This window comes from Pseudomonas sp. UBA4194, assembly GCF_002379585.1.
Taxonomy (GTDB): Bacteria; Pseudomonadota; Gammaproteobacteria; order Pseudomonadales; family Pseudomonadaceae; genus Aquipseudomonas.
In genome coordinates, this window is sequence record NZ_DFUE01000084.1 from 43,501 (window position 1) to 55,389 (window position 11,889).

The window sequence follows — 11,889 nt, forward strand, 5'->3', positions numbered from 1 at the left end:
GGGACCATTCACCACCGACCCAGGAGCCTGACCACTTGACCAGCCGCCCACCTACCATCCTCCTGGCCGACGCCCGCTTCGCCCCCTACGTGCTGAACAGCGATTTCAGCGTCCAGGTCCAAGGCTACGTCTCCCCGACCTTCGGCCTGCCGGTAAGCCAGTGGCCGGTCACCTCCGTGACGCCTTATCAGAAACACTATGGCATCGACCCTGGGGAGTTCCGTGCCTACCTGCAACCCGGCGCCAGCGGTGCGATCTTTGTCGCCTGGTTGGATGAGCAGCCGGTCGGGCATGTGGTGGTCAGTGCGCACTGGAACAATTACGCCCATGTCGACGAACTGGCCGTAGACGCTTCTGCACGTCGCCGGGGCGTGGCCAGAGCCTTGCTGGACGTCGCGCGGTTCTGGGCGCTCAAGCGCAACCTGCCCGGCATCATGCTGGAAACCCAGAACAACAATCGTGGGGCCTGTCTGCTCTACGAGGATTACGGCTTTCAGCTCGGCGGTATCGACAACCTGCGCTATCGGGCGATCGACGCTACCAGCCGGGAGACCGCTATCTTCTGGTACCTGCTATTCGCGGGGAGCGAGCAGTAGCAATTCGGCTTTTTCGCCGATGATTTCCAGGAGCGTCTTCAATGCCGGCGAGGGAGGTACCGATTCCAGCGTCAAGGCATACAGGGTCACCGGCACGGCAGGGGAGATGGGACAGGTATCCAATCCCGCGGCGCGCGCGCCGAAGGCCGTGAACGGGTCCACAATCGCCAGGCCTTCTCCGGCTTCCACCATGCTGCGCATCATCTGATAGGTCTGCACGCGGGTTTGCACGCGGGGTGCGGGGTTGAGCGATTGCAGCTTGTGATCCAGTACCAGGCTGAGCGGATCTTCCCCTTCCAGCCCGATCATCGCTTGCCCTGCCAGTTCGTGCAGGGCGATGTACTTGTGCCGGGCGGACAGCCAGCCATGTGGCGCCAGCAATTGCAGCTTGCCCTGGGCCAGTGGCTGGGCATGGATCGACGGGTGTTCAGGGCGGTGCAGGCTGATACCCAGGTCAGCTTCATGCAGCAGCAGGCTGCGCACGATGTCGCGGGTGGTGTGCGCGGCCAACGTGCAGGGCGTTTCGCGAAAGCGGCGGCGCAGGGCGGCCACGCTCTGGGGCAGCAATTGCTGGGCGAGCGAAGCGGTACAGAGCACGCGCAGGGCGGCATCCTGATGTTCGCGCAGGCCATCGGCCAACCGCTGCAGGCGGTCGAGTTGTTCCTGCAACGTAGCGATTTCGCCTTGCAGGCTGAGGGTCTCGGGGGTGGGTTGGAATTTGCCGCGCACGCGGGCGAACAGCAGAAAGCCCAATTGACCTTCGGCATGTTGCAAGGTGGTTTCCAGGGTATCGGGCGCGATGTCCAGGAGCTGGGCGGCCCCTTTGAGGTCGCCCGTGTGCAGGATCGCCTGGATCGCTTCGATGTGGCGCAGTCTCATGCCGGTTCCGTGCCTGCTTTAGAGGGCTCGGCTGGCATGCTACCGCAAACGCGCGGATGCACGGTCAAGGAATGCGGACGATTTCCACACCGCTGCCTACCAGCATGAAGCGATCGTCACCCAAGTGGTTCACGCGATCGCCAATGGCCAGCTTGTAGGTGGTGACCGGCGGGTTGCCAGCGACTTCGGGCTGGGACTCCTGAAACTCATGCACCGGATAGATGCGGCCTTCCGCGTCTCGTGCATGAAATTGCCCAACCATGACTGCAGCCATTTTATTTACAACCTCTGAATAAGTTACGTGTGTCGCGATGGCTGTGTAGACCCCTGATCAATCAGGTAGTTTTGCCGGCGCGATAAAAAAATGCGCAGCGGCGGGGTAGCGGACAAGCGGGGCGCTTTCATCTATAAATAAACCCTCTTTCAGCGAAAACGGGATCACACGATGAGCAAGGTCTATTCGGTAGCGGTATTGGTCGGCAGCCTGCGCAAGGAATCGCTCAACCGCAAGGTGGCCCTGGCGCTGGCGGCGATGGCTCCGGCGAATGTGCAGCTGCAGATCGTCGAGATCGGCGACCTGCCGCTCTACAACGAAGACATCGACGTAAACCCTCCGGCGGCCTACACCACGTTTCGCCAAGCCCTGCAGGCCGCCGACGCGGTGCTGTTCGTGACGCCTGAGTACAACCGCTCGGTGCCCGGTGCGCTGAAAAATGCCATCGATGTAGGCTCTCGCCCTTACGGCCAGAGCCATTTCAACAAGAAGCCGGGCGCGGTCATCAGCGTTTCGCCGGGGGCGGTCGGTGGCTTTGGCGCCAACCAGCATCTGCGTCAATCGATGGTGTTTCTCGACGTACCGATGATGCAGCAGCCCGAGGCCTACCTGGGACAGGCCGGTGCGTTGTTCGACGAGAACGGCGAAGTGGTCGAAAAAAGCCGGCCATTCCTGCAAGGCTTCATCGATGCCTACGCGGCCTGGGTAACCAAACTGGCCTGACTCAGGTCCTTCGCCACCCTCTTCACACCCCCTGCGGCATCTCCCCGGCCGCCAGCCGTCGGTCGATGTCGGCGATCACCTGGGGCAAGTCGTTGAGGGTGTCGATCAGGTAATGGGGTCGAGAACCTTCGAACAGGGCGTGAATGCGTTGGCGCTCGCCGGCCAGTGTCTCGGTGTCCAGCGCCCGGTAGCCTTCGTAGGTCAAGCCCAGCGCGTTGCCCGAACACACCAGCGCCACCGTCCACATCCCCGCACGGCGGCCTTCGAGTATGCCCGGCACGGTATCGTCGACCTTGACGCAGGCGGCAACGTCTTCAATGCCCAGAGCGATCACGTTGGCCAGGGCCTGTGCTGGCCAGGGTCGGCCGTTCGGCACCTCATCGGTCGCCACGACGTGGTCAGCCACGTAACCATTCTGCGCCGCCAACTGCACGACCTTCTGCATCACCACACTGGGGTAGCCGGAGCACGAACCGATCTTCAGACCTTGCTCGCGCAGACGCTTGATGGTGTCCAGGGCGCCGGGAATCAGCGCTGAGTGGGTGGCGATCTTGTCGATCTGCAACGGCATGAAGCGGTTGTAGATGGCGGTGACATCCTCGTCGGTCGGCAGCCGCCCAAAGGCCTGGCGATAGCGCGCGCTGATGGCCGGGACATCGCACAAGGCACGTATATGGTCCCATTTGCCCATCCCCATCGGCCCGCGGGCCTCCTCGATTGACACCTGGACGTCGAATTCGGCGAAGGCTTCGACGAAAATCTGCGTGGGCGCGAAGGAGCCGAAATCCACCACGGTGCCTGCCCAATCGAGAATCACCGCCTGGGTCTTGTTCGGGTTGCTGTAGTTCATGTCACCGATACCTGTAAGAGGGGAGAAATCAGAGGGCTTGCATGTCACGCAGCGCGGTGCCGATGGCCTGCACTGCCGCCTGCATGGCCTGGCTGTCGACACAACCGATGCAGCCCACGCGGAAGGTTTCCACTTGGGTCAGCTTGCCGGGGTAGAGGATGTAGCCCTTGAGCTTGACCCGTTCGTAGAAGTCCCGGAACTGGTAGTGGGGGCTGTCCGGGGCGTGGAAGGTCACGATGATGGGCGCCTGGATAGCCTCGGGAAGAAAGCTGCGCAGCCCCAGCGCGGCCATCCCCTGAAGCAGGCTCTGACAGTTTTCGGCGTAGCGCTGCTGGCGCGCAGCCAGGCCGCCTTGCTCGGCGTACTGGGCCAGAGCCTCGTGCAGGGCGGCGACCACATGGGTGGGTGGGGTAAAGCGCCACTGGCCGGTGCGGGCCATGTAGCGGTATTGATCGTGCAGGTCCAGGGCCAGGGAGTGGCTGCTGCCTTCAGCGGCTGCCAGCGAGGCTTTGCGGGCAAGCACGAAGCCCATGCCGGGAACGCCCTCCAGGCATTTGCCCGACGCTGCGATCAAAGCATCGAAGGGCAGTTGGCTGGCGTCGATCGGCAAGGCGCCGAACGAGCTCATGGCATCGATGATCAGTCGTTTGCCGTGACGCGCCACACGCTCGGCGATCTGCGCCAGCGGGTTGAGAATGCCGGTGCTGGTTTCACAGTGGATCAGGGCGACGTGGGTGATGTGCGGGTCGCCGTTGAGCAGGCGCTCGACGTCTGCAGCGGTGACAGGCAGGTCCTCGGCGGTTTCGAAGGTACGGAAATCCCGCCCCAGCACCTCGCAGATCTTCGCCAGGCGCTGGCCGTAGGCGCCGTTGATCAGTACCAGCACCTTGCCGTCCCGGGGCACCAGGGTGCCGATGGCCGCTTCCACGGCGAAGGTGCCGCTGCCCTGCAGCGGGATGCAGTGATGACTGTGCGCAGCGTTGGCGATGGCCAGCAGTTGCTCGCAGACGCTGGCGGTGAGCCGGTTGAAGTCGGTATCCCATGAGCCCCAATCCACTCTCATTGCCTGACGGGTGCGCGACGATGTGGTCAGGGGGCCTGGCGTCAACAGGATCGGGGCGTTACTCATGGTGGGTTCCTTGGCAGCGTCGGGTTGAACGTACGGGGCCTAGGTTGCAATTGCGCGAACCATCATTCAAATTGCTTGTTCTGATGCCAGCCATAAGTCGGGCCGATACCCATGAATCTTTTTCAGTTGCGAGCGTTCGATGCCGTCGCTCGCGAGGGCAGCTTTACCCGTGCTGCCGAGCGCCTGTTCATCAGCCAGCCGGCGGTAACGGGCCACGTCAAGGCGTTGGAGGAGCACTATCAGATCACACTGTTGCGGCGCACCGCTCGGCGGGTCGAGCTGACCGAGCAGGGCAGCCGACTGGCCGCCATCACGCGCTCGATGTTTGGCCTGGCCGAAGAAGCGCGGGCGTTGCTGGAGGCCAACCGGCAGTTGCTCACCGGGCGTCTGGAAGTCGCCGCCGATGGGCCCCATCGCGTCATGCCGATGCTGGCCAGATTGCGCAGCCGCTACCCTGGCATTACCGTCAATCTACGACTGGGCAATGCCCAGGAGACCCTGGCCGCACTGCTTTCGGAGCATGCCGATGTGGCGGTGATGACCGAGGTGGAACCGCGCAAGGGGCTGCACTTGCAGGCCATGACGCCGTCGCAGATCTGCGCCCTGGTGCCGGCCGGCCACCCTTTGGCAGGCAAACGTATCGATCTCAAGCAGCTCGATCAGCAGATCATGGTGCTGCGCGAGCCCACGTCGATCACCCGCCGCACCTTCGATCAGGCCTGTCGGGTGGCCGCGGTCCAGCCACGGGTACTGCTCGAGCTGGACAGTCGGGAAGCAGTCACCGAGGCCGTGGCCGCCGATCTGGGCCTGGGCATCGTTTCCTCGGTCGAGCTCAGCCACGATCCGCGGGTGGTGGCCGTGCCGATCGTCGGTGCGGGCTTGGTCAATCAGCACATGATGGGTTGCCTGGAGCGACGCCGGGAGCTGCGCCTGATCGCCGCGTTCATGGATCTGGCCGAGGATGTGTAGCGCCCCAGCCTGACATTTTGGTCGATCGATGCGCGGCGCGCGGGTAAACTGGCCGGCAAAGCGCGGGCAGCCATCGGCCCGTGCATGGGCAAGCGAACAAGAGAGCGGGTAAATGGGCGCACAGTGGAAAGCTAAACATCGCGAAGCAGCAGCCAACGCCAAGGGGCGTATCTTCGGCAAGCTGTCCAAGGAAATCTCGATCGCCGCGCGATCCGGCACCGATCCGGACACCAACGCGCGCTTGCGCCTGGTGATCGAGCAGGCGAAAAAAGCCTCGATGACCCGCGAAACCCTGGAGCGCGCAATCAAGAAGGGCGCGGGGATCGGCGGTGATGCCGTCAACTACACCCTGGTCAAGTACGAAGGCTTCGCGCCGCATCAGGTGCCGGTAATCGTCGAGTGCCTGACCGACAACGTCAATCGCACCGTCTCGCAGATCCGCGTACTGTTCCGCAAGGGCACCCTGGGCGCCGAGGGTTCGGTGTCATGGGACTTCAACCACTACGGCATGATCGAGGCGACACCCGATTCGGCCGAAGTCGATGCCGACGAAGCGGCCATCGAATCCGGTGCCCAGGAAGTGGAAGAGGGCGAGGAAGGTGCCTTTCTGTTCCTGACCGAAATCACTGACCTGGATGCCGTTTGCAAGGCGTTGCCGGCCCAGGGGTTTACCGTGGTGTCGGCGAAGATCGGTTACGTGCCGAAGAATCCGGTGACCTTGAGCGACGAGACTCAGTTGGCTGAGGTCGAGGCATTCCTGGAAGCCATCGACGAGAACGATGATGTGCAGAACGTGTATGTGGGTTTGGCGGGCTGATTGATCGGTTGTCAATGCGGGCCCCATCGCGGGTAGAACCCGCTCCCACAGGAGTGCGCGTGGCTGCTGGATGCTGGAGGGGGTCCCTGATCCCACAGCCCCCCCTGTGGGAGCGGGTTCTACCCGCGATGGGGCCGGCCCTGGCTACATCAATCTCTGACTGATCTGCACAAACGAGGGTCGGGCCAGCACCTCCGGCTGCACGCACTCGCGTTGCAGCGCCCACAGCGCTTCATCCACCCCATCGCAGCGTTGCAACACCTCTTCGAGCAACAGACCGAACGCCCGCACTTCGATCCGTTGCAGCGCGCGCGACACTTCACCCTCGTCGCCCGGATAGAACGACGCCCCGCCGAAATCACCGAACAGGCACTCGCCGCTCTCGCGCCACAATACGTTGTGGGCGTAGAAGTCACCGTGATTGATACCGCGCTCGTGCAAGTGAGCACCTACCGAGGCCAGGCCGCGCACCAGGCGCAAGGCCGATTCGGTGCTGAACCGGGTGTCCGCCGGGTAGACGTCGCGGGTGCAGGAAGCCAGGCTCGGTGGCCCGGCCAGGTTGCTGAACGAAGGGTCGATCAACGCCATCACCAACCCAGCGGTACCGACGGGATGACCGCTCAGACGTCCCAGCACCTTTATCAGCTGTGCATGTTCGCCGGCGGCGATACACGCGCTCATTTCATTGAGCGGCGAGCCATCGCTGGTCATCGCCCCTTTGTACAGCTTGACCGCCACAGGCTGATCGGCGTCCAGCAGCGCCTGCTGGATCACCCCCGAAGCGCCTTCGCCCAGGCGCTGGCTCAGTTGCAGTCGATCCCAGGCAATTTCACCGCGCACGCCGTCGGTATGAGGGGTGCTGAAGGCCTCGCTCATGGGATTGCCGGCATACGCCAGCCAGGCCAGGCGCGGCAGTTGCAGCAACCCCTCCGGCAGGCGCTCCAGACGATTGGCGGACAGCCGCAGCAGCTCCAGGTTTTCCAGGCGCGCCAGGCTGTCCGGCAGCGCGCGCAAGCGGTTGCCCGACAGCATCAGCTTCTGCATCGCCCGGCAATCGCCCAGCGCATCGGGCAACTGCTCGATGCGATTGTCGGTGAGGATCAGCCAGCGCAGATGGGGCGGCAGGGCGGCTGCCGGAACGTGCTCGATACGGTTGGCCTTGAATCCCACCATGGTCAGCGCCTGGCACTGGCCGATGCACGCCGGCAACTCGGTGAACGGATTGTCGGAGCAGAACAGCACCTTGAGCTTGTGCAGACGGTGCAGGTCATCGGGCAGGGTGGTCAGGGCGTTGCCGCTCAGATTGAGCACCTCCAGCGTGTCCGCCAGGCTGAAGATTTCCGACGGAAATTCGGTCAGGCCGCAGGCCAGGTCCAGACGGGTGGCGCCGGCCAGTTGGCCAGCTTTGAGCAAGGCGAGGGTATCCATAGCAGCAGCCATATCAGTGAAATCGCGACGGCCATGATAACGGCTCGCAGCCCCGTGGCCACGCGCAACTTTCGACCTTGGTCGCGTGGCGGCGTCGCCAACCCCGACCATACTCAACGCTCGCCCTTCAATAACAACAAACCAGGGTCCGATGCCGATGAACTACCAGCAAGCGTACGAGCATTCAATAGCCGATCCCGCGGCGTTCTGGGCCGAGCAGGCCAAAGCCGTGGCCTGGTACCACAGCCCTACCAGCATCCTCCAGGAAAAGGCCGATGGCACCCACGAGTGGTTTGCCGACGGCCGCCTCAACACCAGCTACCTGTGCCTGGACCTGCAGATCGAGCGTGGCCTGGGCGAGCAGACGGCCCTGATCTACGATTCGCCGGTTACCGGAGTACAGCAACGCTTCACCTACACCCAGCTGCGCGATGAAGTCGCGAAGTTGGCGCAGGTGTTCCAGCGCCTGGGTGTGAGCAAAGGCGACGCGGTGATCATCTATATGCCCATGGTGCCGGAGGCGGCCGTGGCCATGCTTGCCTGCGCCCGAATCGGTGCCGTGCATTCGGTGGTGTTCGGTGGCTTCGCGCCCAACGAGCTGGCGCTGCGCATCGACGACTGCCGGCCGGTGTTGCTGCTTACCGCCTCCTGCGGGCTGGAGTTCGACCGTGTCATCGAATACAAACCGTTGGTGGACAAGGCCTTGGCCCTGGCGCACTACCCGCCCGAGCAGGTGCTGGTGCTGCAGCGTCCCCAAGCGCAGGCCTCGCTGCAGCCCGGGCGCGATCTGGACTGGCACCAGCAGCTGGACGGCGCCGAGCAGGTGGGACCGGTGGAGCTGGCCAGTGGCGACCCGCTGTACATCATGTACACCTCCGGCACCACGGGCAAACCCAAGGGCATCGTGCGGGAAAACGGCGGCAACGCCGTTGCGCTGATGTTTACCCTGGAGAAGATCTACGGCATGGCGGCGGGTGATGTGTGGTGGGGAATTTCCGATGTCGGCTGGGTCGTGGGGCATTCGCTGATCGTCTATGGGCCACTGATGTGCGGCTGCACCAGCGTGCTCTACGAAGGTAAACCGATCCGCACACCGGACGCCGGCAGCTATTGGCGCATTGTCGAGCAGTACCAGGTCAACGCCTTATTCTGCGCGCCCACGGCCATGCGTGCGATCCGCAAGGAAGATCCCCATGGGGAATTGCTGCGCCAATACGATTTGAGCAGCCTGCGCCAATTGTTTCTGGCCGGCGAGAAACTCGACTCCAGCACACACCAATGGCTTGAGGAAACGACGGGCAAACCGGTGCACGACCATTGGTGGCAGACCGAAACCGGCTGGCCCGTGACTGCGCCTTGTGAAGGTTTGCCTGGTTCGGTCTCGCGGCGCGGCTCCAGCAATCATGCGGTGCCCGGTTACAACGTGCAGGTCGTGGATGAGGCAGGACGTCTGCTCGGGGCGGGGGAGCAGGGCTCCATCGTCATTGCCCTGCCCCTGCCGCCCGGTTGCAGCCAGACCTTGTGGGGCGATCACCCGCGCTATCTGCACGCTTATCTGACGACCTTTCCGGGCTATTACCACACCGGCGACGGGGGCTACCTGGATGAACAAGGCTTCGTTTACATCATGGGCCGCACCGACGACGTGATCAATGTCTCGGGCCACCGGTTGTCGACGGGGGAAATGGAAGACCTGGTGGCGCAGCACCCAGCGGTGGCCGAGTGCGCGGTAATCGGCGTCAACGATGAGATCAAAGGGCAGGTGCCCATGGCATTGGTGGTGCTCAAGGACGGCGCCGGCGTCGACGCGGCGCAGTTGCAGGCCGAGTTGGTGGCGCGGGTGCGTGAACAGATTGGCGCCCTGGCGTGCTTCCAGCGGGTGAGGGTGGTCAAGCGTTTGCCCAAGACCCGGTCCGGGAAGATTTTGCGCGGGGTGTTGCGCAAGATTGCCACGGGTGAGGCGTTTGCAGCGCCGTCGACGATCGATGATCCGCTGATATTGGAGGAGATAGCGCAGGTGCTCAAGGTGGGGTAGAGGGGCGATGGATGACGCCCTCGCCCAACGCTCCCAGATCGCCATGACAAGGTGTTGAGGCTAGATGCGATGTGCTCCCTCTCCCTCAGGGAGAGGGCTGGGGTGAGGGGACCATCCACCACCCATCCAAAATCCCTCTAATCAACTACCCACCCGTGAATAAATACTTACACCCCCCAGCAACTATGAATATTACTGTCCGTTTACTTGATTAATTGACCATCCCCATTAACCTCAGCACACTTGTCTGGGTCTTCAGCAAGTACTTGCCAGTGCACCGTTACTGCGCAAGTTCCAAGCGACTCCCAAGCCTGCGATCACCCACAATGACCTCGACCTTCTTTACCTTGGCTGCGCCGTCAACCGAAACACTCGACGTTCTTCTGCGCGCGTGGCCCGACTGCACCTCGCTGGCACATGAGCCTTACGATAGCCCGGCGGTGTATAGGGCCTTGGAAGTGTTCCACGAGGCGGTGCAAACCACGGACTTATTGCGAGCATTCAACTGGCGAAAGGGATTTACCCATGGTGCGGCGCTCATGGACCCGGCGAAGCTTGAAAGAGCCAGCCTGGGTCGCTGGCGGGCGCTGATGGCGGCGCATATCTGTTTGGATCAAGCCTGTCAGGGCCATCTGCTGGATATTCTAAGGTCGGGGTACCTGGAGCAGGCGCGGTTGCGGTTGGTGGAGTTGCGTGCGCGATTGTAGAGGTGCTGGGTGGGTTGTTTGGGGAGGCTTGGGCGGGGGGGGATTTGTGGTGAATGGTCCCCTCACCCCAGCCCTCTCCCTGGGGGAGAGGGAGCTAAAAGCGGATCGCGTTCAGCCGCAACGCCTCCGTACGGCTCCCTCTCCCTGGGGGAGAGGGAGCTAAAAGCGGATCGCGTTCAGCCGCAACACCTCCGTACGGCTCCCTCTCCCTGGGGAGAGGGAGCTAAAAGCGGATCGCGTGCCGCCGCAACACCTCCGTACGGCTCCCTCTCCCTCAGGGAGAGGGCTGGGGTGAGGGGACCATTCACCGCAAATACAGCACTATCCCCCCCATCTCCCCCAACTGCCCCAACCGACTCCGCGTGCGCATCAAATCGATCGCCTCGCCCGCCAGGCTCTCGCTCAATGGGCGCTCGCCCACCAGGATCAGCTGTTTGTCCTGGTCGTACAGCACGTCGATCAGGTTGATGAACCGCTGTTGCACGGCGGTCGAGCAATCGTCGAGCAGGGGGAGTTGGTCGATGATCCATACATCGAAGCGTCGGCACAGCGCCAGGTAGTCGATCACCGCCGTGGGCTGCTCGCAGATATCGTCGAACTGAAAATGCACACGTTCGCCCGTGCTCATGCGCGCACGCAGTTGGCGGTTGCCTACGGTCAGTGCGAATGGCGGTCCGCCTGCGGGTGGCAGTGCCAGGGCCGCGCGTTGCTCGGCGCTGCCGGGCCACACGTAATGGCCGCGGGTAAAGCGTTGTTGCGAGACGGCTTGCGGCTGGCTGCGATAGTCGGTGGCGCCGCCCACCTCCAGCACCTGCATGCTGGAGGTGATCAGCTTGATCACCGGCAGGAAGCGCTCATGGTACAGCGGGTTGGGCAACAGGCCTTCGGGCGGGTAGTTGGAGGTCACCACCAGCAGGATGCCCCTGGCGAACAACGCCTTGAACAGGCGGGTGATCAGCATCGCGTCGCCAATATCGTGCACATGAAACTCGTCGAAGCACAGTAGGCGACAGCCTTCGAGCAACTCGTCCAGGGTGGTCTCCAGCGGGTCGTGCTCGGCTCGATGGCGAAACATGCCCTGATGCAGCTGGGCGAAGAAATCGTGGAAATGCAGCCGGCGCTTTTCAGTCAGCGGCGTGGCCTGGAAGAAGCCATCGAGCAGCCAGCTCTTGCCCCTTCCGACCGCGCCGTACAGGTACAGGCTGCGCGGTGTCTGGGCCGTGTCGAGCAAGGGTTCGACGCGCTCGACCATGCTTGCGATGACCCGCTGCTGACCCTCGCTGAGGGTGTACCCCAGTTGCGCTGCCCGGGTGTCGAACCACTGCTGCACAGCACGGGCACTGCCGTTTTCAGGGGCGGGCCGAACACGTTTGGCCAAGCGTTTGAACCAGGCTTTTCCGGGTGGCGTGGCAGTCAACTGAAGCTCCTCATGACCAGAGACTCTGCGCTGGCGAATTCACGGGCGCCAATGTAACTGATCGG

The 11,889-nt window shown here is 63.2% G+C and carries 12 protein-coding genes; 6 read left to right on the forward strand and 6 right to left on the reverse strand.

The window, feature by feature from the left end; translation table 11 throughout:
* The first annotated feature begins 35 nt into the window (after positions 1–35).
* Complete coding sequence (locus B3397_RS20120; RefSeq protein ID WP_296253620.1) at positions 36–596, forward strand: GNAT family N-acetyltransferase; 561 nt, start codon at positions 36–38, stop codon at positions 594–596.
* On the opposite strand, the gene B3397_RS20125 is transcribed toward B3397_RS20120, so the two are convergent.
* Complete coding sequence (locus B3397_RS20125) at positions 573–1,475, reverse strand: LysR substrate-binding domain-containing protein (RefSeq protein WP_296253450.1); 903 nt, start codon at positions 1,473–1,475, stop codon at positions 573–575. The two genes, B3397_RS20120 and B3397_RS20125, sit on opposite strands and share 24 nt — an antisense overlap.
* 64 nt (positions 1,476–1,539) lie before the next feature.
* Positions 1,540–1,749, reverse strand: a complete 210-nt coding sequence (locus B3397_RS20130) for a hypothetical protein (RefSeq protein ID WP_296253452.1) — start codon at positions 1,747–1,749, stop codon at positions 1,540–1,542.
* A 171-nt stretch (positions 1,750–1,920) separates the two neighbouring features.
* Between B3397_RS20130 and B3397_RS20135 the strand changes: the two genes are divergently transcribed.
* Positions 1,921–2,472 carry an NADPH-dependent FMN reductase gene (locus B3397_RS20135; protein ID WP_296253454.1) on the forward strand — a complete coding sequence of 184 codons (552 nt, stop codon included), beginning with the start codon at positions 1,921–1,923 and terminating at the stop codon, positions 2,470–2,472.
* A gap of 22 nt (positions 2,473–2,494) precedes the next feature.
* Here B3397_RS20135 and phnX read toward each other — a convergent pair whose 3' ends face one another.
* A complete protein-coding gene (gene phnX / locus B3397_RS20140; RefSeq protein ID WP_296253455.1) occupies positions 2,495–3,322 on the reverse strand; it encodes a phosphonoacetaldehyde hydrolase in 828 nt (275 codons plus the stop codon).
* 28 nt (positions 3,323–3,350) lie between these two features.
* On the reverse strand, positions 3,351–4,451 hold the full coding sequence (locus tag B3397_RS20145; protein ID WP_296253456.1) for a 2-aminoethylphosphonate--pyruvate transaminase: 1,101 nt from the start codon (positions 4,449–4,451) through the stop codon (positions 3,351–3,353).
* 111 nt (positions 4,452–4,562) lie between these two features.
* Between B3397_RS20145 and B3397_RS20150 the strand changes: the two genes are divergently transcribed.
* A complete protein-coding gene (locus B3397_RS20150) occupies positions 4,563–5,420 on the forward strand; it encodes a LysR substrate-binding domain-containing protein (RefSeq protein WP_296253458.1) in 858 nt (285 codons plus the stop codon).
* Positions 5,421–5,532: 112 nt separating this feature from the next.
* Positions 5,533–6,237, forward strand: a complete 705-nt coding sequence (locus tag B3397_RS20155; RefSeq protein WP_296253460.1) for a YebC/PmpR family DNA-binding transcriptional regulator — start codon at positions 5,533–5,535, stop codon at positions 6,235–6,237.
* Between the two features lie 144 nt (positions 6,238–6,381).
* Here B3397_RS20155 and B3397_RS20160 read toward each other — a convergent pair whose 3' ends face one another.
* Positions 6,382–7,665 (reverse strand): leucine-rich repeat-containing protein kinase family protein, encoded by a 1,284-nt coding sequence (locus B3397_RS20160; RefSeq protein WP_296253462.1) that lies wholly within the window; start codon positions 7,663–7,665, stop codon positions 6,382–6,384.
* Positions 7,666–7,822: 157 nt separating this feature from the next.
* Here B3397_RS20160 and B3397_RS20165 point away from each other — a divergent pair, with 157 nt between their 5' ends.
* Both B3397_RS20165 and B3397_RS20170 read left to right on the forward strand, forming a co-directional pair.
* Positions 7,823–9,700: a propionyl-CoA synthetase gene (locus B3397_RS20165; protein WP_296253464.1), complete on the forward strand. Its 1,878-nt coding sequence runs from the start codon at positions 7,823–7,825 to the stop codon at positions 9,698–9,700.
* Positions 9,701–10,026: 326 nt separating this feature from the next.
* On the forward strand, positions 10,027–10,407 hold the full coding sequence (locus tag B3397_RS20170; RefSeq protein ID WP_296253467.1) for a DUF6508 domain-containing protein: 381 nt from the start codon (positions 10,027–10,029) through the stop codon (positions 10,405–10,407).
* A gap of 304 nt (positions 10,408–10,711) precedes the next feature.
* Here B3397_RS20170 and zapE read toward each other — a convergent pair whose 3' ends face one another.
* Positions 10,712–11,824, reverse strand: a complete 1,113-nt coding sequence (gene zapE, locus B3397_RS20175; protein ID WP_414704415.1) for a cell division protein ZapE — start codon at positions 11,822–11,824, stop codon at positions 10,712–10,714.
* Positions 11,825–11,889 lie beyond the last annotated feature (65 nt).

Excerpts from the sequence above, each read along its gene's own strand:
- B3397_RS20170 (WP_296253467.1), top strand. The coding sequence starts at position 10,027 with ATGACCTCGACCTTCTTTACCTTGGCTGCGCCGTCAACCGAAACACTC.
- B3397_RS20160 (WP_296253462.1), bottom strand. The coding sequence starts at position 7,665 with ATGGATACCCTCGCCTTGCTCAAAGCTGGCCAACTGGCCGGCGCCACC.
- B3397_RS20155 (WP_296253460.1), top strand. The coding sequence starts at position 5,533 with ATGGGCGCACAGTGGAAAGCTAAACATCGCGAAGCAGCAGCCAACGCC.
- phnX (WP_296253455.1), bottom strand. The coding sequence starts at position 3,322 with ATGAACTACAGCAACCCGAACAAGACCCAGGCGGTGATTCTCGATTGG.
- B3397_RS20165 (WP_296253464.1), top strand. The coding sequence starts at position 7,823 with ATGAACTACCAGCAAGCGTACGAGCATTCAATAGCCGATCCCGCGGCG.
- B3397_RS20150 (WP_296253458.1), top strand. The coding sequence starts at position 4,563 with ATGAATCTTTTTCAGTTGCGAGCGTTCGATGCCGTCGCTCGCGAGGGC.
- B3397_RS20130 (WP_296253452.1), bottom strand. The coding sequence starts at position 1,749 with ATGGCTGCAGTCATGGTTGGGCAATTTCATGCACGAGACGCGGAAGGC.
- B3397_RS20135 (WP_296253454.1), top strand. The coding sequence starts at position 1,921 with ATGAGCAAGGTCTATTCGGTAGCGGTATTGGTCGGCAGCCTGCGCAAG.
- B3397_RS20125 (WP_296253450.1), bottom strand. The coding sequence starts at position 1,475 with ATGAGACTGCGCCACATCGAAGCGATCCAGGCGATCCTGCACACGGGC.
- B3397_RS20145 (WP_296253456.1), bottom strand. The coding sequence starts at position 4,451 with ATGAGTAACGCCCCGATCCTGTTGACGCCAGGCCCCCTGACCACATCG.